Source organism: Sphingomonas sp. P2_B6, from assembly GCF_056404755.1.
Window position 1 is genome coordinate 157,813 of sequence record NZ_JBFUDK010000001.1, and the last position, 24,326, is coordinate 182,138.

The 24,326-nt window shown below is 65.0% G+C and carries 20 protein-coding genes; 14 read left to right on the forward strand and 6 right to left on the reverse strand.

Annotated features, from left to right (window positions below; translation table 11 throughout):
- Positions 1 to 600 precede the first annotated feature (600 nt).
- The 3 genes from AC1DX5_RS00780 to AC1DX5_RS00790 all read right to left on the reverse strand — a co-directional run bounded on the left by AC1DX5_RS00780 (position 601) and on the right by AC1DX5_RS00790 (position 6,014).
- Positions 601 to 1,710 (reverse strand): hypothetical protein, encoded by a 1,110-nt coding sequence (locus tag AC1DX5_RS00780; protein ID WP_465172010.1) that lies wholly within the window; start codon positions 1,708 to 1,710, stop codon positions 601 to 603.
- An 83-nt stretch (positions 1,711 to 1,793) separates the two neighbouring features.
- Positions 1,794 to 2,972 carry a YncE family protein gene (locus AC1DX5_RS00785; protein ID WP_478013758.1) on the reverse strand — a complete coding sequence of 393 codons (1,179 nt, stop codon included), beginning with the start codon at positions 2,970 to 2,972 and terminating at the stop codon, positions 1,794 to 1,796.
- A gap of 36 nt (positions 2,973 to 3,008) precedes the next feature.
- Positions 3,009 to 6,014, reverse strand: coding sequence for a TonB-dependent receptor domain-containing protein (locus tag AC1DX5_RS00790; RefSeq protein ID WP_478013759.1), 3,006 nt, complete (start codon positions 6,012 to 6,014; stop codon positions 3,009 to 3,011).
- 807 nt (positions 6,015 to 6,821) lie between these two features.
- Between AC1DX5_RS00790 and AC1DX5_RS00795 the strand changes: the two genes are divergently transcribed.
- Positions 6,822 to 7,751 (forward strand): RraA family protein, encoded by a 930-nt coding sequence (locus tag AC1DX5_RS00795; RefSeq protein ID WP_465172007.1) that lies wholly within the window; start codon positions 6,822 to 6,824, stop codon positions 7,749 to 7,751.
- A 231-nt stretch (positions 7,752 to 7,982) separates the two neighbouring features.
- Here the strand turns inward: AC1DX5_RS00795 and AC1DX5_RS00800 are convergent, their stop codons facing one another.
- The gene (locus tag AC1DX5_RS00800; RefSeq protein ID WP_465172006.1) at positions 7,983 to 8,858 is read right to left on the reverse strand and encodes a YncE family protein; all 876 of its coding nucleotides are present in this window, start codon (positions 8,856 to 8,858) and stop codon (positions 7,983 to 7,985) included.
- A gap of 328 nt (positions 8,859 to 9,186) precedes the next feature.
- On the opposite strand from AC1DX5_RS00800, the gene AC1DX5_RS00805 reads away from it, so the two are divergent.
- The 11 genes from AC1DX5_RS00805 to AC1DX5_RS00855 all read left to right on the forward strand — a co-directional run bounded on the left by AC1DX5_RS00805 (position 9,187) and on the right by AC1DX5_RS00855 (position 18,496).
- The gene (locus tag AC1DX5_RS00805) at positions 9,187 to 9,954 is read left to right on the forward strand and encodes a GntR family transcriptional regulator (protein WP_478014027.1); all 768 of its coding nucleotides are present in this window, start codon (positions 9,187 to 9,189) and stop codon (positions 9,952 to 9,954) included.
- 314 nt (positions 9,955 to 10,268) lie between these two features.
- Positions 10,269 to 11,411 (forward strand): fumarylacetoacetate hydrolase family protein, encoded by a 1,143-nt coding sequence (locus tag AC1DX5_RS00810; RefSeq protein ID WP_478013760.1) that lies wholly within the window; start codon positions 10,269 to 10,271, stop codon positions 11,409 to 11,411.
- 64 nt (positions 11,412 to 11,475) lie between these two features.
- Positions 11,476 to 12,861 carry an amidohydrolase family protein gene (locus tag AC1DX5_RS00815; RefSeq protein WP_478013761.1) on the forward strand — a complete coding sequence of 462 codons (1,386 nt, stop codon included), beginning with the start codon at positions 11,476 to 11,478 and terminating at the stop codon, positions 12,859 to 12,861.
- Positions 12,858 to 14,168 carry an MFS transporter gene (locus AC1DX5_RS00820; RefSeq protein ID WP_478013762.1) on the forward strand — a complete coding sequence of 437 codons (1,311 nt, stop codon included), beginning with the start codon at positions 12,858 to 12,860 and terminating at the stop codon, positions 14,166 to 14,168. The genes AC1DX5_RS00815 and AC1DX5_RS00820 overlap by 4 nt, the downstream gene beginning before the upstream one ends.
- Before the next feature lie 239 nt (positions 14,169 to 14,407).
- Positions 14,408 to 15,262: a 4Fe-4S binding protein gene (locus AC1DX5_RS00825; protein ID WP_478013763.1), complete on the forward strand. Its 855-nt coding sequence runs from the start codon at positions 14,408 to 14,410 to the stop codon at positions 15,260 to 15,262.
- The gene (locus tag AC1DX5_RS00830; protein ID WP_478013764.1) at positions 15,259 to 15,942 is read left to right on the forward strand and encodes a hypothetical protein; all 684 of its coding nucleotides are present in this window, start codon (positions 15,259 to 15,261) and stop codon (positions 15,940 to 15,942) included. Before AC1DX5_RS00825 ends, AC1DX5_RS00830 begins: the two co-directional genes overlap by 4 nt.
- A gap of 18 nt (positions 15,943 to 15,960) precedes the next feature.
- Complete coding sequence (locus tag AC1DX5_RS00835; protein ID WP_478013765.1) at positions 15,961 to 16,233, forward strand: hypothetical protein; 273 nt, start codon at positions 15,961 to 15,963, stop codon at positions 16,231 to 16,233.
- A 55-nt stretch (positions 16,234 to 16,288) separates the two neighbouring features.
- Complete coding sequence (locus AC1DX5_RS00840; RefSeq protein WP_478013766.1) at positions 16,289 to 17,482, forward strand: cupin domain-containing protein; 1,194 nt, start codon at positions 16,289 to 16,291, stop codon at positions 17,480 to 17,482.
- Positions 17,483 to 17,648: 166 nt separating this feature from the next.
- Complete coding sequence (locus AC1DX5_RS00845) at positions 17,649 to 17,870, forward strand: hypothetical protein (protein ID WP_478013767.1); 222 nt, start codon at positions 17,649 to 17,651, stop codon at positions 17,868 to 17,870.
- Between the two features lie 54 nt (positions 17,871 to 17,924).
- Entirely contained in the window at positions 17,925 to 18,209 is a 285-nt protein-coding gene (locus tag AC1DX5_RS00850) for a hypothetical protein (protein ID WP_478013768.1), read from the forward strand.
- 38 nt (positions 18,210 to 18,247) lie between these two features.
- Positions 18,248 to 18,496 carry a hypothetical protein gene (locus AC1DX5_RS00855; protein ID WP_478013769.1) on the forward strand — a complete coding sequence of 83 codons (249 nt, stop codon included), beginning with the start codon at positions 18,248 to 18,250 and terminating at the stop codon, positions 18,494 to 18,496.
- A gap of 15 nt (positions 18,497 to 18,511) precedes the next feature.
- On the opposite strand, the gene AC1DX5_RS00860 is transcribed toward AC1DX5_RS00855, so the two are convergent.
- A complete protein-coding gene (locus AC1DX5_RS00860) occupies positions 18,512 to 19,849 on the reverse strand; it encodes an FG-GAP repeat domain-containing protein (protein WP_478013770.1) in 1,338 nt (445 codons plus the stop codon).
- Positions 19,850 to 20,104: 255 nt separating this feature from the next.
- On the opposite strand from AC1DX5_RS00860, the gene AC1DX5_RS00865 reads away from it, so the two are divergent.
- The gene (locus AC1DX5_RS00865; protein ID WP_478013771.1) at positions 20,105 to 20,599 is read left to right on the forward strand and encodes a cupin domain-containing protein; all 495 of its coding nucleotides are present in this window, start codon (positions 20,105 to 20,107) and stop codon (positions 20,597 to 20,599) included.
- On the opposite strand, the gene AC1DX5_RS00870 is transcribed toward AC1DX5_RS00865, so the two are convergent.
- Positions 20,593 to 21,768: an acyl-CoA dehydrogenase family protein gene (locus AC1DX5_RS00870; RefSeq protein WP_478013772.1), complete on the reverse strand. Its 1,176-nt coding sequence runs from the start codon at positions 21,766 to 21,768 to the stop codon at positions 20,593 to 20,595. The genes AC1DX5_RS00865 and AC1DX5_RS00870 overlap by 7 nt on opposite strands.
- Before the next feature lie 225 nt (positions 21,769 to 21,993).
- Between AC1DX5_RS00870 and AC1DX5_RS00875 the strand changes: the two genes are divergently transcribed.
- Positions 21,994 to 24,192 (forward strand): beta strand repeat-containing protein, encoded by a 2,199-nt coding sequence (locus tag AC1DX5_RS00875; RefSeq protein ID WP_478013773.1) that lies wholly within the window; start codon positions 21,994 to 21,996, stop codon positions 24,190 to 24,192.
- Positions 24,193 to 24,326 lie beyond the last annotated feature (134 nt).

Here is a 24,326-nt window from a genome sequence, read left to right on the forward strand (position 1 = left end):
TCAGTCTCCCCTTTTAGATTTTTCCGGGCCATTTTTAGCCTCGGATTCGGTGGTAAATTCTCCGTGTTATCCGCGCTCTACCGTCGCGTATGGATGAATTCTGCCGACCCCCATCGGCAGCTCTGTCATAATGCATACAGATTGAGTTGCGTGCATGCATCTTCCCATTCGCCAAAGCTGTCAATGGGATTCCTGGGCCCGTTACGAGGTGGGAAGGGGGCGGCTCTCACCATCGGAGCGACGCGCGCTTTGGCGCCGGTAAAAGGCGTTTGTTCGATGTACGGATGCGCCCCTCAGCCCGGATAACCGCCCTTGCCGCGCTGCCTCCCGGCCCGACGCGTCCCCACAATAATCAGAACTGACCGCCGATCGCGGCGTCATTGTTCCGGCGGTCGCTCCATTTTCGCGAGCCGGGCTTTGGCGTCGGGGTTGGCCGCGTTCAGACGGAGCGCATGGCGATACATTTTGCTGGCAGGTCTGAACACTCATCCGAACGCGCGGGGATTCGGCGCCGGCCGCCCGCGTTCGAAATCGATGCAGCCCAAAAAATAGGGCCGCCCGTTACGGGCGGCCCCTTCAGGCACGTTCGAGGCCGATCGCTCAGACCGGCATTTTGCGCTTGGTGAATTCGCGGCCCATGATCGCGACGTCCTCTCCGCCCTGACCCGCCGCCACGACCATGCAGCCGTCCTTGATCTGCTGGATCACGTTGTTGTGGCCCGGCTCGGTCTCGGCGGCGTTGAGGAACATGACCTTGTTCTTCTTGCACTCGGCCAGCACCTTGGCGCGGACCGCCTCCATATTGGGGAGCGCCGAGACGTCCTCGACTACCTTGCCGGCGGCGTCGCGGACCACCGGATGGCCCGACAGGCCGCCATCCTCCACGCCGTGATAGCCGTTCAGCCAGAGATTATGGTCGCCCGGGCCCCATTCGGCCATCGCCATGCCGGGGATCGCGAGGGTCTGCGCGACGGTCTCGTCGGCATAGGTATCCTCGATCTTCACCCCGAACATGATCTCGCCGCGCGGGTTAAGCGGCCAGAGATCGGCGATATGCTGATAGGTGCCGCCCGACACGCCCCATATATCCGCGGCATAGCTGGCGCTGTTGCCGCGCAGGCCCCGCATCTTCACCTTGGGTGTGTTGGGAAAATCGGGGAAAGGATAGCGCGCGCCCATATGCATATAGGTCTCGATCGCCTTGGGGTCGCGCGCATGGCAGATGTGGATGCCCATCACGCCGCAGCACAGCAGCTGCTCGATCACCCAAGTGTTGGCGCGGGCATAGGGCTCGTCGAGGCCGATGATCGGCGGCGAGACGAAGACGGTGGGGAGGCGATGGCCGGATTTGGTGCCGCCGCCGTCCTTCAGCCCGCGCATGAATTCGCGCAGTTCCTTCAGGTCGAAACAGCCATGCTCCATCTCATAGCTGATCGCGTCCGCCCAGGTCTTGCACATCTTCTTGCCCTGTTCGTACGGATCGACGTTCGGGCCGACGCCTGAGCCGGTGTAATAGATGGGCTGGCCGTCTTCCCACAGCTCGATGCATTTGTTCAGCCGGCGCGGCTTGTAGTTCATGTCGACCGAGGAGGGCTGCTTGCCGGTGTTGATCGGGCGGGCGGCGCGCGTCTGCGCCACGGCCTGAGTGGCGGCGATGCCGACGCCGACGGCGGCACCGGCCATCAGGAGTTCGCGCTTGTTGATATCCATGAGCTTCCCCTTTGTTGCTGGAGGTGGATCGGAAAGGGCGTGTCCAGCGGCGCCGCCCCCCCGAATCTTCAGTGCATCTCTGGTCAGCGGCTGGTCGCGACCGCGATCGCGCCTGGCCGGGCATCGAACTTCAGGGTCGCGGCGGCATCCTGAGTCAGGCCGGCCTTGCCGTCGAAGCGATAGACCTCGATCGCCCGGGTCATCGCGCATTGCAGCAGCACGGTGCGGTTGTTCGCGCTGAACACCGCGCCCTGGCACCAGGCGCCGCTATGCGCCTCGGCGACCCGGGTCAGGCTGGTGCCCCGCACGCTGTAGATCTGGAGCAGGCCGTAGGGATGATAGCCCGGTGCGGTCGCCTGCGCCGCCGAACCGTTGGCCACGACGACCGCGAGATATTGGCCGTCGGCCGACAGCGCGACATGTTCGGGCGTCTGGCCGACATCGACATTGACGACCGTGCCGGTCTTCAGGTCGACCGCCGCGACGGTGCCAATCCGGGGTGATCCGTCGCGCGCGGGCGGCGCGGCGCCGGGCGCGAGCGACCGCCCGCCGAGATTGGTGTTGTAGGTGTAACGGCCATCGGGGCTGTAAACGACGCCGTAGGGCTGTTGCCCCGCGTCGATCGTCGCGCCGGCCAGCCCGACCTTTTTGCCGAGGACCGAAAGCAGGATCAGCTTGTTCGCCCCCTGGCCGACGACCATCGCGGTCTTGCCGTCGGGTGCGAAAGCGACATCGGTGGGCCGGGTCTTGGCCTCGAGCTGAAGCTTGCCTTCCGGCGTCAGCCGATTGCCGGCGATCGAGTAGATCGAGATGGTGTCGTCGCCGGTGCTCGCGACCAGGGCGAGCGTGCCGGCATGGTTGATCGTGACGCCGCTTGCGCCCGGCCCCGCCTGCACGGCCTGCACCACGCGCGGCGAGGCCGGTCTGGCGAGATCGATCACCGAGACCTGATCGTTCAGCTCGATATCGGCCGCCGCGTTCAGCCGCTGCGCCGCGGTCACCAGCGCGAAGCGGCCGCTCCGGGCGACCGCAACCGCCGCCGGCGGGCCGATCATGCTCGCCGGCACGGGGATGGTCGCCAACGTCTTCGGCGCCGTCCCGCGCAGATCGATGATCGACACCGTATCGGGCGTGCGCGTTTCCTTGCCCTCGTTCGGGCGGAGCTGCTTGCCGTCATTGGCCGAGACGGCGATCTGGGCGTGCAGTGGAGGGGAGCCCGCCAGCAACAGCGCGGCGACGATCAGGCTGGATGCGGACTTCATTGGCTCCCCTCTTCCTTTCATGACGTGGATGCGTGCTTAGAAGTTCGCGCGGAACCCGACCGAGACGAGGCGGCCGAGCAGGTTCGAGGTGAAGCCGTTGAAGCCCCAGGCGCCGACGCCGCCGGCGCCGGTGGTGTTGCCGTTGTAGAAGGGCGGATTCCGGTCGAAGAGGTTCTTCACATCGACATAGATCTGGCTGCCGTTCAGGAAGCTGCCGTTGAAATTATAGGCAGCGTGCAGATCGACCGTGAAGTCGGGCTTCACCCGGTCGCCGCCACCGGTCGGGTTTCCGTTGGAGCCGAGCGTCACCGGCTTGACCGAGGTCTGGATCCAGTTGCGATAGGCGCCGGTGTAATTGCCGAACAGATCGAGCGAGAAGGCGCCCATCTCCCAGCCGAGCTGGCCGCGCCCCTTGGTCTGGATAGACGGGAACTGGGAATTATAGCCCGAGGTGTTGAGGATGCTGAACGGCTGATCGCCGAAATCCTGCATGAAGCGGGTGAAATAGGTGATCGACCCGCCGATACTGAAGGTGCCGGCGCCCGCTGTCGGCAGGCGATAGTTGAACTGCGCGTCGATGCCCTGGACGTTGAGGTTGAGCACGTTGCCGACGTCGCGGTTGATCAGGAAATAGACCGTCGACGGCAAGGTCGCCGCGGTGGTCGCGCCGTTCGCCACATTGGTGAAGGTGCGGATCTGGTCGGCGGTGCAACTGGTCGGGCAGATCGTCAGCCGGTCGTGCAGCGCGGCCGAGTTGATGATCAGCGGCTGGGCCGGGGATGCCACGCCGCCCTTGAACACGTTCGCCCAATAGGTGACGTTCGCGGTGAAGCCGGGGATGAAATCCGGATTCAGGTCGATACCCACCGACCAGCTGCTGCCGGTCTGCGGCACGACGCCGGCAAAACCCGCGCCGAGCGAACGATCGAGACCCTCGCGCCCCGTATTGGCGCCGACCCGGCAGGTGACCGTGGCGGTCTCGCAACCCGGCAGCTGCTTGACCTCGGGATAGGCCGCGACGGGCACGTCGAGCACGGCGCTGGCGCCGGTGCCGGTCGCGCCGCGCAGATAGCCCTGGCGCGCGTCGCCGATCTGGTTGAGCGGCGGCGCGACGAAGGATTCCGCCCAGTTGCCGCGGATCTTGATCCAGTCGTTGATCTGCCAGTTGGCCGCGACCTTCGGGTTGGTGGTCGATCCGAAGTCGCTGTAATGGTCGATACGGCCGGAGATGCTGAGGTCGAACTTCTTGACCAGCGGGACGTCCATGTCCTCGCCGACCACAGGCACGTACAGCTCGATATAGCCCGACTTCACGTTGCGCGGGCCGAGGTTCATGATGAAATTGGTGTAGCCCGTGCCCGTGCTGTTCGGGTTGAGGCCGTACACGTCCTGCGTGACGTGCATGAATTCGCCGCCGGCCGCCATGCGCAGCGCGCCGCCGGGCAGATCGAACAGCTCACCCTGCGCCTCCAGCTTGAGCTGGTACATGTTGTTCTGGTGTTCGTTGTTGGTGTTGTTCGTATAGAGATATTGCCACACCGCCGCCGAGGTGCGGTTGTTGCCGAGCCCGTTCCAGACGTCGAGCGCGTTGGCGGTGGTCAGCGCCTGGCTGACCGTGGCGGCCTGGCCCGGCTGCGGCAGGACGCTCGATATCGTGCCGTTCAGCGCCGGCGATCCGTTGAGCGCCAGGGTGGCGCAGGTGCTGCAGAAGGTGTTCTTGCCGCGCTGATAGCTGTTGGACCGCGCGAGCGCGCCGCTGGCCGTGATCGACCATTTGTCGGTGACCTTATAATCGACCACGCCCGTCGTGTAGAAAGTGGTGTTCTGGTAATTGTTGGTGCCGTAATTCCCGTCGGGCGTGAGGGCGAGCCAGTTGACCAGTTCCTGGGTGAAGCCCGATCCGGCCGGCGCGCGGAAGAACGGGTTGATCTGCGTGCCCTTGCCCGACCCCGCGCCGAAGGTCTGCGCGTTCGACAGCGTGCCGGGCGTGCCGGTCGAGAAATGCTGCAGATGGTTGAACACGAACTTGCCGGTAAAGGTGATCCGGTCGCCCAGTTCCTGGTTGACCACGACGAGCACGCCCTCGCGCTGCACGCCCGGCACCGCGCTGCCATAGATCGAGGTATTGCACATGCCGTTCGCCGCCTGGTTGTTCGGCAAGGTCGTGGTGGCATCGGCGCTGGGATAGATGACGGTCGCGGCGGAGCTGCCACGGATCGTGGCGGGCGAGCAGTTATAGGTGTTGGTGTTGCTGCCGCCGATGTCGCGATAATCGCCGCGGCTCAGGAACGAGCGTTTGTCGTTGGTGATCTCCTGCTGCTTCAGGAACTGGCCGGCGATATAGACGCCGCCGGTATCCCATTTGGTGCCCCAGATGCCGTTGAGGTCATAGCTGCGATATTCATCCGCGAAGCCGACGCGGCCATTGACCTGAAGGCCCTCGAACGTCTTGCGAGTGATGAAGTTGACCACGCCGGCGACCGCGTCCGAGCCATAGATCGACGACGCACCGTCGGCAAGGACCTCGACCCGCTGCAGCGCCGGAGTCGGGATGATGTTCGGATCGGTCTGGGCATATTGCAGGCCGCCGCCGGGCATGCGCAGCCCGTCGATCAGCGCGAGCGTGGTGTTGCTGCCGGAGCCCGCGAGGCTGTGGATCTGCGGCGCGTAATAGGAATAGGAGCTCTGCGCCTGCGGCGTCGAGCCGGCGGTGGTGATCGCTGGGACCGTGTTGACTAGTTCGGTGGTCGAGGTTGCCGCGGTCTTGGCGAGCGCCTCCTGCCCGACCGAGACGAGGTTCGAGCCGACCGGCGCGACGCCGCGGATCGCCGAGCCGGTGACCACGATGTCGGCGGCCGGATCGGCGGCATCCTCGTCAGGCGTCTCCTGGCCCGAACCGGCCGAGGGCGGCACCGGTGAGTTCTGCGCCACTGCCGCCGCCGAGGCCTGTTCCTGCGCTTCGGCCACCGGACCGAACATGAACATGGCTGCAAGGGCGATCGTCGAACCGCTCAGCTTGAGCGTGGGCAACAATTTGGTCACTGTCTCTTCTCCCCGGTTAATTCTTGTGGGTCGCGATCAGGACGCTCCGGCACAGCGCGGCGCGGCAATGAGGGCGGCATGGGAGGTGTCGTGGCTGAACGGCGCAGCGTCGCGGCCTTCGGATTCCCGGCAAGCGGGCACGAGGCTCCGGCAACGGGTCGCGATGCGACTCCCGGTCAAGGCATTCTCCCCTTTTATGTCGCCGCGGCTTTTGCCGTTGACGTCGCTGGCACGGTCGTCCCGTTACCCGCCTGCCTCCCGAGTCCGGGCGGCAGTACACTTGGATACAATTCTGATCGTTGAATACAAGATGATATTTTGTGCTGCGTTGCGACACGAAAAATACGATTTATTTGGCGGCTATTGGTCTCGGCTAGTTCGACTGCGGTCCATTGCAGCTAGAGGCGCGTGAGCGATCCGACGGCATTCGCGATTTTCGCTTTAACCTTGCGCAACTTACTGGATCAGGTCTTGAGCGCTTCAATCCGCGGGCGCCGCTCGTCGGTGGCGTAGGCGACAGCCCAAATAGCCGATTCATGCGGTGATCGTTCACGCAATAAAGTACAACCGGATTCAACGGCTTATTTCAATCGACATGCTGAGCCTGAACTCGGCCTGATCGCTCACCAAATGTATTGAACTCCTGATAATTGTATGCAAATTTTGCCGGGTGCCCGAGCTGGTACGACCATCGCTCCGGGCCGAGGCAAAGGGGGAATCGAAGCAGCGGAAAATGCGTGCCCCGCCGAGCACGGACGAGCACAGCTCCGGCGAATGCGACAATCACAAGAACAAGGGAGAGATGCAGTGAGAAAGCTATTACTGGCCCTCGCGATGGGCGCGTCCGCGCTTGCGATGGCGATGCCGGCCCAGGCCCAGACCCAGGCGACGAAGGAAGAAATCCTGTTCTACACCTCGGACTGGACCGGGGAGCGTTTCCCGGACGGCCGGCCCAGGGTATCCGACGCCATCCTCAAGCGCCTGCTCGACGTGAACACGGAGGAAGCCTGGGGCATCCTGCGCCAGGCCGGGTACAACAACCAGTTCGAGGGCGGCTTCCAGATGGTGCATAACGACCGGCCGTTCGTCGGCCGGGCGCTGACCGTCCAGTATCTGCCGATGCGCCCCGACATGAACAAGGCGATCAGCGCGCTCGGCGTGAAGGAGAAGCGTTCCGGCGGCCATAACAGCTGGCCGATCGACATGCTCCAGGTCGGCGACGTCTATGTCGGTGACGGCTATGGCAAGATCGTCGACGGGACGCTGATCGGCGACAATCTGGGCAATTCGATCTACGCCAAGTCGAAGACCGGCGTAGTGTTCGATGCGGGCGTGCGGGACGTGGCCGGGCTCGCCGCGATCGACGGGTTCAACGCCTTTACCCGCGGCTACGACCCCTCGGCGATCCGCGAGATGGAGATGGTCCGGATCAACGGCCCGATCCGCATCGGCCGCGCCACCGTCCTTCCGGGCGACCTGATCCTCGCCAAGCGCGAAGGCGTGGTGTTCATCCCCGCGATCATGGCCGAGAAGGTCGTGAAGGGCGCCGAATATATCGCGATGCGCGACGGCTTCGGTCACCAGATGTTGCGCGAGCAGCGTTTCACCCCGGGGGAGATCGACCAGAAATGGACGCCGGCGATCAATGCCGCCTTCCTCAAATGGGTCGACGAGCATCCCGACCAGATGAAGATGACCAAGGCCGAACTCGCCGAGATGATGAAGGGGCGCGAATAGCCCGAACGGCATTCTGCGAAAGAAAAGGGGCGGCCTCGCGGCCGCCCCTTTTTCGTTACACTGCCGTTCGTCCTGAGTAGCCGCTGAGCTTGTCGAAGCGGCGTATCGAAGGACACGCGCGCCCGCATTCCAACATGCTTCGATACGGGCCTTCGATACGGCTTCGCCTACTCAGTCCCTACTCAGCACGAACGGACGGGTGTCGGTCCGCCCGACACCCCGCTTGGCGCCTCAGATAAACTCAACCCGGAAGATCTTCCCGCTCGATCTGCTCGCCCGGTCCGGCCAGCCGGGATGGATGCCGGCGTCGCAGCCATACATCACCCCGTCCTTGAAGGTCAGGCCGTGCGGATCGGCGCTGCCGGGCACGAACTCGGCGGTCTCGAGCAGCCGCCCGGTGGCGAGCTCATATTTGGCGAGGCCCGGCTTGAAGTTGGGATCGGTGTTCGAATCGCCGGTGACGATCCAGATCGCGTCGCCGTTCACCGCGAGCCCATGCAGGCGCGGTGCCTGGCAGGGGATGAACAGCTCGGGCGCCCAGCTCTTCGGGTCGACCCTGAGGATGCCGCGCATGCGCAGCGCGGTGATGTAGAGCTTGCCGCCGGCATAAGCGACGCCGTGGCAGCCCCCGCCATTGTCGGCCGGCCCCAGCGGGATCTGGCGATGACTGACGGTGCGCCCGTCCAGATCGGTTTCGTAGATGCCGTTGGGCGCGGCGTTGGCGCCCATCCAGAGATGCCCGCCGCCGAACGCCATGCCGCTGGTGTTCTTCGACTCGGTCTTCACCTTGCGCAGTATCTTGCCGTTCCAGTCGACCAGATAGCAGTCGTTCGACACGCCGACGCCCTCGGCGGTCAGCTGTTCGGCGACCCATAGCCCCTCGGGCTGCGAATCGATCGCATTGGGATAGCCTTCCGGGCTGGAGAACAGGTCGGTGGTGCGGACCTTGCGGTGGGGCACGGTGGGCGCCGGGCGCGTCTCGCGCGCGATGCGGGCGGCGTCCCGTTCCTTCCTCGCCTGATCATTGTCCTGTGCCGAGGCGATCCGGCCCAGCCCCAGGCCGAGCCCGACACCCAGGCCCGCCCGCAGGAATGCGCGTTTGTCCATCAATCCTCTCCCCTTTTTTCGTGTACGCACGGTGCGTACCGATCGTTCACCCCCGACTTTAGTCGTGTCTTTTTTTATCGAATTTGCATGTAAAATATAGCGTTACATACAACTTGCATGCAAGTTGCGTTAGAGCGCTGATCGGGTTAGGTTATTTGTACAACCAGAAAAAGACGAGGGGGAAGGATGACGGGATCGTCCGCAAAATCCGATCGGGAAACCGGGTCCAGGGCCGGGCACATCAGCTTGATAAGTCCGATTCCGGCCTTTAGGTAAACGCTGTCTCACGACGTTACCCCCCAAAAAATCACAATTAGGCGCTGAGATGATGAGCCGACCTGTAAAAACTGGCCCCAAGACCAAAGCCGTTCGAGCCAAGGCTCCGGCAAAGAACGCCGCCAGTGCTGGACCCCGCAAGGGCAGGCTTCGTCTTGATGCGGTGAAGACAATTCGGAAAATGATTCTGCTCGGCGAATTGCCGCCGGGCGAACGCCTGCGCGAAGTCGCGTTGAGCGAGGCGCTGGGCATGTCGCGCACCCCGATCCGTGAGGCATTCCGTACGCTCGCCGCCGAGGGGCTGATCGATCTGCTGCCCAACCGCAGCGTGGTGGTCAGCGTGCCGGACAAGTCGGAAGCCGCCGATGTGTTCACCGTGCTCGGCGTGCTCGAAGGCCTGGCCGGGCAGCTCGCCTGCCGCCGCATGACGCCCGAGCAGATCGAGATCCTCGACGAGCTTCAGGCCGATCTCGCCGCCTATTTCGAGAAGTCGGACCGGCTGAGCTATCTTGAGGCGAATCGCCTGATCCACGAACATATCGTCCAGGCGGCGGAGAGCCCGTCGCTGATGCTCGCCTGGCGCCTGCTGCTGCCCCGCGCGGAGCGCGCGCGCCACGTCACCACGCTCGACCATGACCGCTGGGCCGAGGCGTTCGCCGAGCACCAGGAAATCAACGCGGCGATCCAGGCACGCGACGAGAAGCTGCTCAAGCAGCTGCTCGAAAGCCATTTCGCCAAGGGCGTCGAGAGCATGAAGAAGAACGAGGCCCGCGAACGCGCCAGCCGCCGCGCCGAGATCTATGCGGGCGTGACGAGCTAGGCGGGTCAGGCATCGAACCACCTCCGTTCGTCCTGAGTAGCCATTGAGCCTGTCGAAATGGCGTATCGAAGGACAGGCGTCACGCGCTCCAACTGTCCTTCGATACGGGTCTTCGACAAGCTCAGCCCCTACTCAGGACGAACGGATGGGCAGGCCTCCTCAAGCCATGAGCGGCCTGACACTGGTCGGCTCGCACCGCGAACCCCGACATGCGTATAAAATCCCGCGATACCCGGTTGTCTGTATGCAAGACGCTTGATATGCATACAGGAAATCGGGCGCATTCACGCGATCCGGAGTCGGGAGAATGACGAGTGCGCGACCTGCTTCCAACAGACAGCCAGGACGCGATACTGGTCGGACGATTGGCGACCGATCAGGGCCCGATTCCCATCTCCGTCATCGACGGCCATGTCTTCGACCTGTCGGCTGACGCGAGTACCGTCTCGGGGTTGCTCGAGTCGATCGCGCCCGGCGGCGCACTGCCCGCGGGCCGCGACATGGGCCCGATCGAGGCGCTCGACCTGACAGCGGCCTGGGAAGGCGGCCCCGGCCGCCTGCTCGCACCGATCGACCTGCACTGCGTCAAGGCATCGGGCGTCACCTTCGCCGTCTCCGCGCTGGAGCGGGTGATCGAGGAGCGCGCACGCGGCGACTCGGCCGGCGCGGCGCAGTTCCGCGCGGAGATCCAGGAAAAGATCGGCGGCGACATCCAGTCGGTCCGTCCCGGCTCGCCCGAGGCGATGAACCTCAAGGAAATGCTGATCGCGAGCGGCGCCTGGTCGCAATATCTCGAGGTCGCGATCGGCCCCGATGCGGAGATCTTCACCAAGGCGCCGGTGCTCTCCGCGGTCGGATCGGGCGCCTGGGTCGGCATCCGCAGCGACTCGCACTGGAACAATCCAGAACCCGAAGTGGTGATCATCGTCGATTCCGCCGGCAATGCGCGTGGCGCGGCACTCGGCAACGACGTCAACCTGCGCGACATCGAGGGGCGCAGCGCGCTGCTGCTGGGCAAGGCCAAGGACAATAACGCGTCCTGCGCGCTGGGGCCGTTCATCCGCCTGTTCGATGACAATTTCACCATGGACGACATCCGCGGCGCCGAAGTCTCGCTGCTGATCGAAGGCGAGGACAATTACCGGCTCGAAGGGCGGTCCAACATGCGGCTGATCAGCCGCGATCCGCTCGATCTGGTCGGCCAGACGCTCAACAAAAGCCATCAATATCCCGACGGCTTCGCGCTGTTCCTCGGCACGATGTTCGCGCCGGGTGACGATCGCGGCGAGCCGGGCCGGGGTTTCACCCACAAGATCGGCGATACCGTGAAGGTGTCGACGCCGAAGCTGGGAACGCTGACCAACAAGGTGTGCCACTGCGAGGATGCGCCGCCCTGGACCTATGGCATTGCGTCGCTGATGCGCGATCTTGCCCGCCGGGGCGCCATCCGCGCCTGATCGAAGACTGACCGTCAGCACGACGCGCCCGCTTCAGACGGGACGGTCCAACAGGAGAGTGACTATGGGGAACGCCTTTTCGCCGAAAACCAACAGCGCCGCAGGGCGCGGACGCAAGGCACGGCTGACCGGCCGCCTGCTCGCCGCGACCGCCAGTGCGATCGGGCTGTTCGCCGCCCTGCCCGCGCTGGCCGAGACACTGGTGGTGAAGAACTTCACTTTGATCGACGGCCGCGGCGGCGCCGCCGAGCCCAATTCGGCAATGGTGGTCGAGGATGGCCGCATCGTCTGGGTCGGCCCGTCCGCCCAGGCGCCCGCCGCCGCCGACGCGGTCGACCTGACCGGTAAATATGTCATCCCCGGCCTGATCGACACCCATATCCATATGGGGAACGTCCATGACCTGACTCAGGACGAGCGCTTCTACACCACCGAGAATGTCGAGGCCGACCTGAAGACCTATGCGTCCTATGGCTTCACCACCGTGGCGGTGATGGGCACCGACAAGGATTCGGTCTTCGCCGTGCGCAATGCCGAACGTGCCGGCCGCCCGACCATGACCCGGCTGTTCACCGCCGGCCAGGGCATCGTTTTCCGCGGCGGCTATGGCGGCGTTCCCGGAATCAACCGGCCGGTCACCAACGCCAAGGAAGCGGCGATCGAGGTCGATGCGCAGGCAGCCAAGGGCGCGGACTATATCAAGTTCTGGCTCGACGACGAACTCGGCACCATGCCCAAGATGCCGCCCGAGATCAGCAAGGCCGTGATCGACGCGGCGCACCGCAACGGGCTGAAGGTCTTTGCCCATATCTTCTATCTCGAAGACGCCAAGCGCCTTGCCGCTCAAGGCGTCGACGGGTTCGTGCACAGCGTGCGCGACCAGCCGATCGACAAGGCACTGACCGATGCCATGAAGGAAAAAGGCATCGTGCAGGTCGCCGCGACGCTCAGCCGCGAGGCAGCGATGTTCGCGTATGGCAAACCGGCACCGCAACTTAACGATCCTTTCTTCCAGCAATCGCTGTCGCCCGAGGCGCTGCGGCTTCTGGCCAGCCCGGAACGGCAGAAGACCGTCGCCTCCGCGCCAGCCTTTCCCAAGCTGCCGAGCTTCTTCGAAACCGCGATGGTCAACCTCAAGCGCGAATCGGCGGCGGGCGTGCATTACGGGCTCGGCACCGATTCGGGCCCTCCGGGGCGCGTCGCCGGCTATTCGGGCCATTGGGAAATGGAGCTGATGGTCAAGGACGGCTTCACCCCCGGCCAGGCGATCCAGGCAGCGACTGAATATGGCGCCGAAGTTCTCGGCGCGAAGGATCTGGGCACGCTGGAACGGGCCAAATGGGCCGATTTCGTCGTGCTTGACGCCAACCCGCTTCAGGACATCAAGAACACCCGCAAGATCAATTCGGTCTATATCGCGGGCCGCAAGGTGCGCTCGGTCGCGCAATGACCATGGCCGCGAACGACACGATACCGGCGCGGCGGCGGCCGACCCGCGTCCGCCACGCCGTGCTGTGGCTGACGGTGCTCGCCTATATGATCACCTATATGGACCGGGTGGTGATCTCGACCGCGGCGCCGTCGATCCAGCAGGAGTTCGGCTTCTCGGCGATCACCATGGGCTGGATCTTCAGCACCTTCCAGATCACCTATGCCATCTTCCAAGTCCCGGGCGGCTGGCTCGGCGACCGGTTCGGGCCGCGCCGCGCACTGACCTGGATCGTGGTGTGGTGGTCGAGCTTCACGGCATTGACCGCGATGACCTGGTCGGCCGGATCGATGCTGGTCTGCCGCGCACTGTTCGGCGCGGGCGAGGCCGGCGCCTTCCCGATCGCGACCCGGTCGCTGTCGCGCTGGATGCTGCCCGCGGAGCGCGGCTTCGCGCAGGGCGTCACCCATGCCGGCGCGCGACTGGGCGGGGCGATCACCCCGGTGTTCGTCGTGCTGCTGATCGCCGATTTCGGCTGGCGCGCGCCCTTCTTCGTCTTCGCCTGTGTCGGGCTGCTCTGGGCGGCGCTATGGTTCTTCTTCTACCGCGACCTGCCGAGCGAGCATAAAAGCGTGAACGCCGCCGAGCTGGCGCTGATCACCGACGCGCTGGGTTCCGCGCCGAAACCGAGCCGCGCGGTCAAGGTGCCGTGGTCGAAACTGCTCGGCAACAGCCAGATCTGGACGCTGTCGGCGATGTATTTCTGCTACGCCTACAGCATCGGCATCTTCCTCACCTGGTTCCCGACCTACTTGAAGGAAGCGCACGAATTCAACCTGACCAAGATGGGCCTTTACGCCAGTGTGCCGCTGATGGCGGGCGTGGTGGGCGACATCGCCGGCGGCTGGATTTCGGACCGGATGGCGCACAAATCGGGCAATTTGACCCTGTCGCGGCGCCTCGTCGCGATGGTCGGCTTCCTGCTCGCCGCCGCAACGATCCCGCTGGCGGTGCTGTCGGCCGATCCGATGACCAGCGTGGCGTGGTTCGGCCTCGCCGTGTTCGGGCTCGAGCTGACGGTCGGCGTGTCCTGGGCAGTGACGCTCGACATCGGCGGCAATTATGCCGGTTCGGTGTCGGCGGTGATGAACACCTGCGGCAATATCGGCGGCGCGATCGCCTCGTTCGCGACGGGCTATATCGTCACCTATGCCGGCTGGAACCCGGCCTTTTTCGTGCTGGCGGTGCTGTGCTTCGTGGCAGCGCTGCTGTTCCTGCGGATCGACGCGTCGAAGCCGCTGTACCGGGGTGAGCCCGCGCCCGTGTGACAGCGCGGTTTCGTCTCCCAATTTGAGAGCTTTGGTCGGAATCGGAACATGAAGACCTTGACAGTTTCGGCCAATGCCTTGATGCATACAAACGGGTATTTTAGTATGCAACATGGTCGGAAATCGGATCGCAGCACAGGCCGCTGTCACCGGTATCCCGATCGAACCGCAGCGAGAGCGGTGGGCAAAACATCGGGGAAAGCGATTTCACCCGAGTGTCTGGGGAGGTCAGGCGAGGCATGAAGATCAGTGAGGAAAAATGCGTCGGGTGCGGCAATTGCACCTACGCCTGCACGATGGGGGCGATCTATGTCGACCCGAAGACGCGCAAGGCGACCGTCAACAGCGACGAGTGCGTGGAATGCTATGCCTGCTATAACGGGCTGAGCAAGGAGCATCTGCCGCCCAAGACGGTGCGCTTCACGCGCCGCATGATGTCCAAGCTGTGGCTCCGGTTCGAGCCCGATCCCGATATCTGCCCGACCGATGCGCTCGTGCCCGACGAGCTGAGCTGGCCGCGCGTCGTGCGCCGCGCTTTCTCCGATCCGCGCGTGCCGCACGAATCGACCGGCGTCACCGGTCGCGGCACCGAGGAGGTGAAGACCAATGAGATTTCCAACCGCATCGCGGTCGGCATGGTCGGCTTCACCATCGAATTCGGCCGGCCCGGCGTGGGGGTGCGCTTCTACCAGATCCAGGAAATGAGCATGGCGCTCGCGGCGCTGGGCGTGAAGATCCAGCCCAAGAACCCGGTCACCGCGATGATGAGCGATGTCGAGACCGGCAAGATCCGCGACGACATCCTGAACGAGAAAGTGCTGTCGGCGATCCTCGAGATCACCGTGCCGGTCGAGCGGACCGAGGAGATCATCCGCACCGTCTGGGCAGTCGAGAAGAAGATCGACACCATCGTGGTGCTCGGCGTCGGCACGCGCTGCGACGAGGATGGCGAGGAGCGCGTCGTCGCCCCGATCCTGGAAAGCCTCGGCTATACGCTGAAGCGCGCCAAGACCAATCTCGGTCTGGGCAAGCTGCAGATTCGCGAACTCTCCCATGAGCCCGCAGCGTCGGCCAAGGAGGCGGTGACAGCATGACCAACACCCTTCACCGCTACGGCACCGCCGAAAGCTTCAAGGACGATTATGTGATCTTCGCGCTGCCTGCCAAGGGCGGCGCGCAGAAGGGCGATCCGAAGCCTGCGCTGAAGCGCTTCCTCGAGATCGCGATGGAATATAACCCGGTGAACATCGGGGATGCGATGCATGGCGGCGCCACCCGCCCGACCGAGCACACCCATGCGCTCGAGCATTTCGCCAAGCGGCCGACCAAGCCCGATTTCCAGCAGGTGATCGACGGCGCCGGCGACCCGACGACCTTCTCTGCCGTGTTCGCCACGCGCGAGGATGCCGAAGCGTTCGTGACGCGAATCGTCGCGGAGGATCTGGGCCTCAGCATCAACATCTCCTCGTCGATCGCCAACGCGCTCGGCTGCTGCAAGGCGGCCGGCATCACGCGGCACAGCGTCGGCTATTCGCTGGGTTTCGAGGGCATTCAGGACAATGCGCCCAACCGGCACGTCCTGTCGCTCTCCACCATGTGCGGCCACGGCATGATCAGCCAGTCGCTCGCCAAGAAGATGATCGACATGGTCAAGGAGAACCGCCTCTCGCCCGACAAGGCGACGGCATCGCTCAGCCGCTTCTGTTCGTGCGGCATCTTCAACCCCGTGCGCGCCAAGCGGATCATCGAAGAGGCGCGCGGGAAGATATTCTAGCCCCACGGAGCATATGTTGTGAGCATCTCAGCAATGGACCGCCGGTCCGACACCAAATCCCCACTGGGTGAGGGCGTGATCCCCGCCGGGCGCTCGGGCCGGGCGCAGCTCTGCTACGTCCATCCCGATCTGGTCCGCAACGCCCGCGACCGGCTGCGCGCCCAGACCGCCGATTGCGTGATGGAGACCTTCGGCATCAGCGTGAACACCTGGGTCAAGATGCGCGACGGCAAGCCGATCCGCGTGTCGGTCGCCGAGCGCTTCGTACAGCGCGTGGGCGCCGCGCGCTGACCGGCCTGCTCCCGGCGGATTTGCCGGGATGGCCAGCGCGGCCTAGGCTCCCGGCATGACCTTCGACGACGTCATCGCTCCCCTGACGCGACAGGCATTCCTGTCCGATCATTGGGGCAAGGGCTTCACCCATATGAAGGGCAAAGCCGGGCGCTTCACCGGCCTGCTGACCTGGAACGATCTCAACGCGATCCTCGAACGGCACCGGCTCTCCCCGCCCCGCTTCAAGCTCGCCCAGGACGGGCGCTCGCTCGACCACAACCGCTATCTCTCGCCCGGCCTGGGTGGCACGCCGCGGCTCGATTCGGGCAAGTTCGCTGCCTGCCTGGCGGGCGGCGCCACCTTGATCCTCGATGCAGTGGAAGAGCTCGCCCCGCGCGTACGCGACCTGTCGGACTCGTTCCGCGAGGCGCTGCGATCGGGCAATTACGTCAATCTCTATGCCGGGTGGCACAGCCAGAACGGCTTCGACCTGCACTGGGACAGCCAGGATACGGTGATCCTGCAACTGTCGGGCCGGAAGCGCTGGCAGGTCTACAAGCCAACCCGGCTCCATCCGCTGCAGGAGGATATCGAGGCGCCGCCGCGCCCGACCGGCCCGCCGGTATGGGACGGGCTGCTGGAGGATGGCGACGCCCTCTATATCCCGCGCGGCTGGTGGCACATGGCCTATCCGGTCAACGAGCCCAGCCTGCACCTGACTTTCGCGACGATCCCGCCCAATGGCATGGACCTGCTGCGCTGGATGATCGCCAAGCTGCCGCGCCACGCAGCGGTGCGGCAGGACCTGCCCGCGCTCGACGATGAAGCCGGGCAGAAAGCGCATCTGGAAACGCTGCGCGCCCTGATCGCCGAGGCGATGGATGAGGACCTGATCGCTGCCTTCCGCCGCGAATGGGAGGGCGACAGCTTTCCGCGCCCGCATATCAACCTGCCGGCCGCGCCCTATGAGCAATTGGGGCCGATCACCGACAGCAGCATGATCCGGTTGACCGCCGGCCACCGCCTGGCCTTCATCGCCGCCGGCACCAATGTGGAGTTCAAGGCGAACGGCAAGCTCTATGTCCTGCCCGCCGACCTCGTTCCCGCACTGGAATTGCTGCGCGACACCGCCGCCATTCCAGTGGCCGATCTGACCGCCCGCCTTGCCGGCGAGGTCGCTGTCGCCAATCTGAAAAAGAGCCTGGCCGTGCTGGCCCGGGCGGGAATCCTGCTGCTGGAGAAGGGACGAAACGGCGACCAGCCATAATATCGTTACGCTACCGCAACTTGCAAATCGCGGCCATTACCCCCATATCCGCTACATCGCCCCGCTTCGTAACGAGCATGGGAGCGGCTGAGAGATGCTTCGTGCTCCCGCTCTGGCTGGAGCCCCGCGCCTTCCGGCGAGGGTCCGCCGCATGGGGAAGCATTTTATGTCTCGCGCAATCAACGTCGATGCCACGCACGCCGAAGTCGTTGCCATGGCCGCCAAGCATGATGCCATCATCAGCGCGATCGAGGCGCTCCAGCCCAAGGGCACGCGCGTGGTCTTCATGAACGCGGACAGCACCGCGGTCGTCGCCCGGGCCTTCGGATCGCGCGTCATCAAGGGTCCGGTGGTGCGCACGCCCTGGGCCGCCGCCCGCTTCGAGTAGATCGGGCATATCAGCGCGACGATCTCCCATATCGCTTTTTCGAAGGACCCGCATATGCAGCCAAGCGCCCTTTTTTGCCGCACGCAGGAATCGCTTCAGCGATCGCGTGTCGCCGCCGCCACTCTCGATAACGTCAAGGCAGTCGCCTCCGCCGCGGCGCTTGCCTGGGGCAAGGAAGCAGCGCTCGCCGAGCGGCGGGAATCCCGTCTGTCCCGTGTCACCGTGGAAGAAACCGGAGATGAGGCTGAGCCCATCGCATCGGACCGCGCGTTCAGCGAGAATCCCGATCGTGGCTGTGCCGCCGGCGCAGCGTCATCGGGAGCGGCAACGCCTGTATAATCGGCCATGACGACCGGTCCGGCACATCGGAGTAGCGCATGAACCGATCGATCCCGTCCGACATCGTCGAGCAATGGATGACTCACCTCCGCCTGCAGCGCACCCGCGCGCGCGACATGGTGTGGCTGATCGAGCACGGCGCCACCCTGCATGACGGGCACGAGGGCGCGGAGATGACCGACGCCACCCAGCGCTGGCTGACCGAGCAGAAGGATGTCATCACCGAGACCGACCGGCTGCTCGAGCTGTACGAAGGCATCAATGTCGAGGACCGGGCTCGCCGTTAGGCTGCTCGCCCGGCGCTACTTCCCCGTATATTCGTACCAGGTCAGGTTGTTCGGAGCCTGGCCGCTGAGGCAGATCACGTCGCGCTTCCGGCCGTCGCCCTTCAGGTCGGCGGTCACGCAGTCCTGCACGGCCATGCTGGTATCCATCAGCATCTTCTTCCAGGTCCGGCCGGTCGCGTCGGTCGCCTTGTAGAAGAAGGTATTGGCCGGGCTGCCACCGCCGCCTGCGACGATCTCGGTCACGCCGTCGCCATCCACATCGACCATGGTGATGCCGTGGCCGCGCTTCAGTTCGTTGTCGATCACGTTGCGCTGGTATCTGCCCTGTGCATCCTGGGTGTAGACCACCACGAGATTGCCGTGAAACGGCTCGATCGCGGCGAAATAGGGTCTCGCGCCAAGCTTGCCGAAGCCGACATCGCTGGCCCCGTTGTCGGGCCAGGGCGCCGGATTACCCCTGGCGATCAGGAAGCGTTTCCACTTCCCGTCCTTGCCATAGCTGTGGCCGTAAATGCCGCTCTGCCCGTCGGTGACCGCTTCCTGCCGCCCATCGCCATCCCAGTCGAACGGGCGCAGCGCATGGACTTCGCCGACATTCTCCGCGCTGACCAATTCCCGCTTCCAGTCGGGCGCATGATAGGCAAAGAGCGGCGTCGGCAGGCGATCGGGATCGTTGCTCGGCACCGCTTGCGCCCTGGCATTCAGGATCGGCGCGACGAGCAGCGCCAGCTTCCCGCTGCCGTCGAGATCGGCGAAGCGCACGCGGTGCGGCGCCGGCACCTGATCGACGACCTTCATCGTCCAGGGCGCGGTCGCATCGCCGCCACTGTTGTGCAGGATGGCGATGTTGCCGACGCTGAGCTTCGGGTCGGCGTTGAATGCATAGGTCACGGCAATCTCGGGAATGCCGTCGCCGTCCATATCGGCAGCGTCCATATTGACCATCTGTGCCAGCGGAATCGGCGTGCGGATCTCGTGCGGGGTCCAATAGGGGTTTTCGTACCAGACCAGATAATCCTCGCGCTGGCCGAGCGCGATGACGTCGGTCTTGCCGTCCTTGTTCATGTCAGCCGCGAGCACGACGTACGCGCCGCGGATATTCTGCGAGATGATGTGCCGCGCAAAGGGTGCGGTGATCTGCGGCACCGGTGGCGCGGGCGGCGCTGGAACGGCCGGCGTCGCGCTGGGTGTCGGTGACACCGAGGGCGGCGCGAAACCGACATAGGTGGCGGGGTCGGCGATCGGCGGCAAATCCCGCGGCGCGACCTGTGCCGGTAACGACGCCGTCAGCCCAAAGGCCGCCGCCATGGCGGACACGGTGGCGCACAGCAGGGTGCGCGATGCTACTCGCATGATCATCCTCCCCGGCTTTCCCAGCGGACGATTTCGGCGAGAAAAGCGGCCCGTCACTCGGCCTCACCATCGTTCCGCGTCCGCGCGGGTACCGGTCCCGTACGGGTTATCGTGGCCTGGATACACCAGCCGGCCGTGCTCCACAATAAATTGTATACATCTTGACCGATTGTGTGCAATCAAGGCGACGGCACAAAGGCGTCGGTCCGGGTGCGTCGATCTCCCGGCAACGGACGCCAGGCCAGGGGAGGATCTATGCACCGTCATTTCTGCGCGGGGATCGCGCTGCTCACGCTCGCCGCACCCGCCTTCGCGCAAACCGCGCCTGCACCCGGCAAGACGTACGTACCCGCCGGCGAGATCGCCGCGATGATCGCAAAGGCCGAGAGCGATCCGCGCGCCGCGACCACCGTCATCACGCAGCCGTTGCTGCAGCTCGCGCCGTATCGGCCGATCATCCACCGCCGCATGACGCCCGCGGGTGCCGACATCCATGAGAAGCAGGCCGAGTTCTTCTTCGTCATCCGGGGCAGCGGCACCCTGACCACCGGCGGCAAGATGGTCCGGGCCGCCGCCCCGGCCGGCGCACCGCCGCCGCCCGCGAATATCGAGGGCGGCACCGAGCAGAAGGTCGCGAAGGGCGATTTCTTCGTCGTGCCCGAAAACACGCCGCACCAGTTCACCGCGATCGACGGCGAGCTGGTGCTGATCTCGATGCACGTCCCCCGCGCACCCGCGCCCGGTCAATAGGAGCGCGGCATCCCGAGCACATGTTCGGCGAGATAGGACAGGATCAGGTTCGTCGAGACCGGCGCAACCTGGTACAGCCGCGTCTCGCGGAACTTGCGTTCCACGTCATATTCCTCGGCAAAGGCAAAGCCGCCGAATGTCTGGACACAGGCTTCGGCCGCGGCCCAGCTCGCCTCCGCCGCGAGCAGCTTGGCCATGTTCGCCTCCGCCCCGGCATTGGCACCCGACTGGTGGAGCGTGGCCGCCTCATGCACCATCAGCTCGGCCGCGCGCATCTGGGCATAGGCGCGTGCGATCGGGAACTGCACGCCCTGATTCTGCCCGATCGGCCGGCCGAATATTTCGCGCTCGCCGGCATAGGCCACCGCCTTTTCGATGAACCATTTGGCGTCGCCGACGCATTCGGCGCCGATCAGGATGCGTTCCGCGTTCATGCCCGACAAGATGTAGCGGAACCCCTGCCCTTCCTCGCCGATCAGACTCGAGGCGGGAATGGCGAGCCGGTCGAAGAAGATCTCGGTCGTGCCATGGTTCATCATCGTGCGGATCGGACGGATCGTCATGCCGTTGCCCAGCGCCTCGCGCATATCGACCAGGAAGACCGACAGCCCTTCGGTCTTCTTCGCGACCTCGTCACGCGGCGTGGTGCGGGCGAGCAGCAGCATCAGGTCGGAATGCTCCGCGCGCGACGTCCAGATCTTCTGTCCGTCGACAATGTAGCGGTCGCCCTCGCGCACCGCCTTGGTGCGCAGCGCCAGCGTGTCGGTGCCCGACTCCGGCTCGGTCACGGCGAACGCCTGGAGACGGACGTCGCCCGTCGCGATCCCGGGCAGATACGCCGCCTTCTGCGCCGCGCTGCCATGGCGCAGGATCATGCTCATCACATAGATCTGCGCGTGGCAGGCCGAACCGTTGCAGCCCGAAGCCTGGATTTCCTCCAGGATCACCGCTGCGTCAGCGAGCGTCAGCCCCGAGCCCCCGAACTCTTCGGGAATCAGCGCGGCGAGGAATCCGGCCCGGGTGAGCGCCGCGACGAACTCGGTCGGATAAGCCCGGTCGCGGTCTTTGGCGCGCCAATAGTCGCCGGGGAATCCGGCGCAGAGCCTGCGCACCGCGCGGCGGATTTCGCTCTGCTCGCGCGAATCGCGCGTGCCCCGTTCGAACAGCATCCGTCTCTCCGTTTTCCCGGTCATAGCACCGGAAGCGGCGCGGGCGATCGCCGGGCGGGATCGGTTCCGCCAGGGAATCGAAAGACCGCCGATTCCGCACCGCAAAAAAGGCGATCTACTGATTTACAACAAGGTGCGAATCATTATCACTCGCTATAATGCTGCGGCGCACATGACATAGTCGATCGGACCATGGGGGGCCGGTTGAACCGGGGGGACATTAGCATGGCCAACACGGGTCCGACACTCGACCTCAACGGCGCCGAGAGCGGCGCGAATATCACCACTTATTATGCGGCGGGCTATGCGCCGACGGTGATCGTGCCGGCCGGGCTCGTGACCGATCCGGACTCGGCCGATTTCGACACCGGAAGGTTGACGATTCAGCCCCTGAGCGGACAGACCAGCGACCAATACGGCATCCTCAACCAGGGCAATGGCCTCGGCCAGATCGGCGTGTCGGGCAACGCGGTCAGCTATGGCGGCGTCCAGATCGGCACCTTCAGCGGCGGCACCGGGCCGAGTGCGTTCACCGTCACGTTCAACGCCAGCGCGACGCCCGTCGCGGTCCAGGCGCTGTTGCACGCGATCACCTTCTTCAATCCCAACGCCGCCCCGGCGACCGTGACTCGTATTTCCCAGTGGACGCTCACCGATGGCGACGGCGGGAGCAGCGCCACGCCCAACATGACCTTGACGCTCGATCACGCGGCAGTGGCCGATCTCAATAGCGGCACGGCGGGAACGGGCGACTCGCTCGTTTTTACCGAAGGTCAGACCTCGATCCCGATCGGCACCGCGATCACGATCACGGACAGCGATGGGGGCGACAGCGTCCATGGCGCCCGGATCACCATCACGGATGCGACGGCGGACGATTCGTTGCTACTGAGCTCGCCATTGCCCCCCGGCATCACCATCGACCCGGCGAGCACCGCAACGACGATCATCCTGACCGGTACCGCCAGCGCGGCGAATTATGCCGCGGCCCTCGCCCTGATCGGCTTCACCAACAGCGGCGACAATCCGACCGAGTTCGACACGCATCTCACCCGCACGGTCACGGTCACCGTCAATGACGGCCATGTCGACGGCCCCCTGGCGACGGCGACGATCCAGATTTCGGCTGACGACGATCCGTCGTCGAACGTCGTGCCCGTGTCGGTGTCGGGCACGGAGGATACCGCGCTGGTGTTCGCCGGCGCCACCAGGATCTCGGTCCATAACGACGATCCGGGCGCGGTATCGATGACGCTGGACGTCTCGCACGGCACCTTGACGCTGTCCGGCGTTACCGGGCTCACCGTCACCGGCAACGGCACGGCAAGCGTCACGCTGGCCGGCTCCCTGACGGACGTCAATGCCGCGCTCGACGGGCTCACCTATCTCGGCGATCCCAATTATCACGGCACCGACGAGCTCTATGTCCATCATCAAAGCGGCGTCACCGCCGATACGGACGTCATCCCGATCACGCTTGCCGCCGATGGCCATGTAGATGGACGCGCGGGCGACGACATACTGACCGGCACCGGCGGGGCCGACCTGATCCTGGTCAGCCAGGGCGGGGCCGACCATGTCACCGCGGGCGGCGGCAACGACTTCATCTTCTACGGCGACGCGTTCGACGGCAACGACACCAATGACGGCGGCGCGGGCACCGACACGGTCGGGCTTCTGGGGAATTACGACCTGACCTTCGGTGCCGACAGCATGGTCGGCATCGAGCGGCTGGCGCTCTATGCCGGCAATTACAACGATCCCGCCGGGGGCCTGGTCAATTACCGGATCACCACCATCGACGCGACCGTGGAAGGCACGGACCTGCTGGCGGTGAACGCCAGATCGCTGCGCGCGGGCGAGACGTTGACCTTTATCGGGGTCGCGGAGACCACGGGGTCTTTCCATGTCGAAGGCGGCGCGGGCGACGACATCATCGCGGGCGGCGCAGGCAACGACATGCTGATCGGCGGAGCGGGCAATGACGCCCTGTACGGTCAGGGCGGCCGGGACATTCTGAACGGCGGGCTCGGGGCTGATCAGTTGCGCGGCGGCGCGGGTATCGATCAGTTCTTCTACGCGTCGGCCGCCGACTCCACCTCGTTCAACTATGATACGATCGCCGTGTTCGACGCGCGCGAGGACAAGATCGACCTTGCCGAAACCGTCAACGGGTGGAGCGGTACCATCACGCATGGCGCGCTCTCGACCGCCAGTTTCGATATCGACATGGCCAGCGCCGTCGACGCGACGTTGCAGGCGCACTCCGCGGTGTTGTTCACCGCCGATTCCGGCACGCTGGCCGGCACGACCTTCGCCATCGTCGATGCCGATGGCGACGGCGCCTATACGGCGGGCAACGACTATGTCTTCGCGATGAGCGGGCTGTTCATCGCACCGACCGGATACGACATCTTCGTCTGAGGTGACCTGCGGGCAGCGATCATGGCGGCATCGCAACTGGTAAAGCGGCGACGGGCACCCCATATCCTGTCCATCGCCCCGCTTCATCACGAGCACGGACGCGACTGAGAGATGCTTCATGCTCCCGCTCTGAC

Coding starts and splice junctions, on each gene's coding strand:
- AC1DX5_RS00780 (WP_465172010.1), bottom strand. CDS start 1,710: ATGGATATCAACAAGCGCGAACTCCTGATGGCCGGTGCCGCCGTCGGC.
- AC1DX5_RS00785 (WP_478013758.1), bottom strand. CDS start 2,972: ATGAAGTCCGCATCCAGCCTGATCGTCGCCGCGCTGTTGCTGGCGGGC.
- AC1DX5_RS00800 (WP_465172006.1), bottom strand. CDS start 8,858: ATGGACAAACGCGCATTCCTGCGGGCGGGCCTGGGTGTCGGGCTCGGC.
- AC1DX5_RS00805 (WP_478014027.1), top strand. CDS start 9,187: ATGAGCCGACCTGTAAAAACTGGCCCCAAGACCAAAGCCGTTCGAGCC.
- AC1DX5_RS00815 (WP_478013761.1), top strand. CDS start 11,476: ATGGGGAACGCCTTTTCGCCGAAAACCAACAGCGCCGCAGGGCGCGGA.
- AC1DX5_RS00820 (WP_478013762.1), top strand. CDS start 12,858: ATGACCATGGCCGCGAACGACACGATACCGGCGCGGCGGCGGCCGACC.
- AC1DX5_RS00825 (WP_478013763.1), top strand. CDS start 14,408: ATGAAGATCAGTGAGGAAAAATGCGTCGGGTGCGGCAATTGCACCTAC.
- AC1DX5_RS00830 (WP_478013764.1), top strand. CDS start 15,259: ATGACCAACACCCTTCACCGCTACGGCACCGCCGAAAGCTTCAAGGAC.
- AC1DX5_RS00840 (WP_478013766.1), top strand. CDS start 16,289: ATGACCTTCGACGACGTCATCGCTCCCCTGACGCGACAGGCATTCCTG.
- AC1DX5_RS00845 (WP_478013767.1), top strand. CDS start 17,649: ATGTCTCGCGCAATCAACGTCGATGCCACGCACGCCGAAGTCGTTGCC.
- AC1DX5_RS00850 (WP_478013768.1), top strand. CDS start 17,925: ATGCAGCCAAGCGCCCTTTTTTGCCGCACGCAGGAATCGCTTCAGCGA.
- AC1DX5_RS00855 (WP_478013769.1), top strand. CDS start 18,248: ATGAACCGATCGATCCCGTCCGACATCGTCGAGCAATGGATGACTCAC.
- AC1DX5_RS00860 (WP_478013770.1), bottom strand. CDS start 19,849: ATGCGAGTAGCATCGCGCACCCTGCTGTGCGCCACCGTGTCCGCCATG.
- AC1DX5_RS00865 (WP_478013771.1), top strand. CDS start 20,105: ATGCACCGTCATTTCTGCGCGGGGATCGCGCTGCTCACGCTCGCCGCA.
- AC1DX5_RS00870 (WP_478013772.1), bottom strand. CDS start 21,768: ATGCTGTTCGAACGGGGCACGCGCGATTCGCGCGAGCAGAGCGAAATC.
- AC1DX5_RS00875 (WP_478013773.1), top strand. CDS start 21,994: ATGGCCAACACGGGTCCGACACTCGACCTCAACGGCGCCGAGAGCGGC.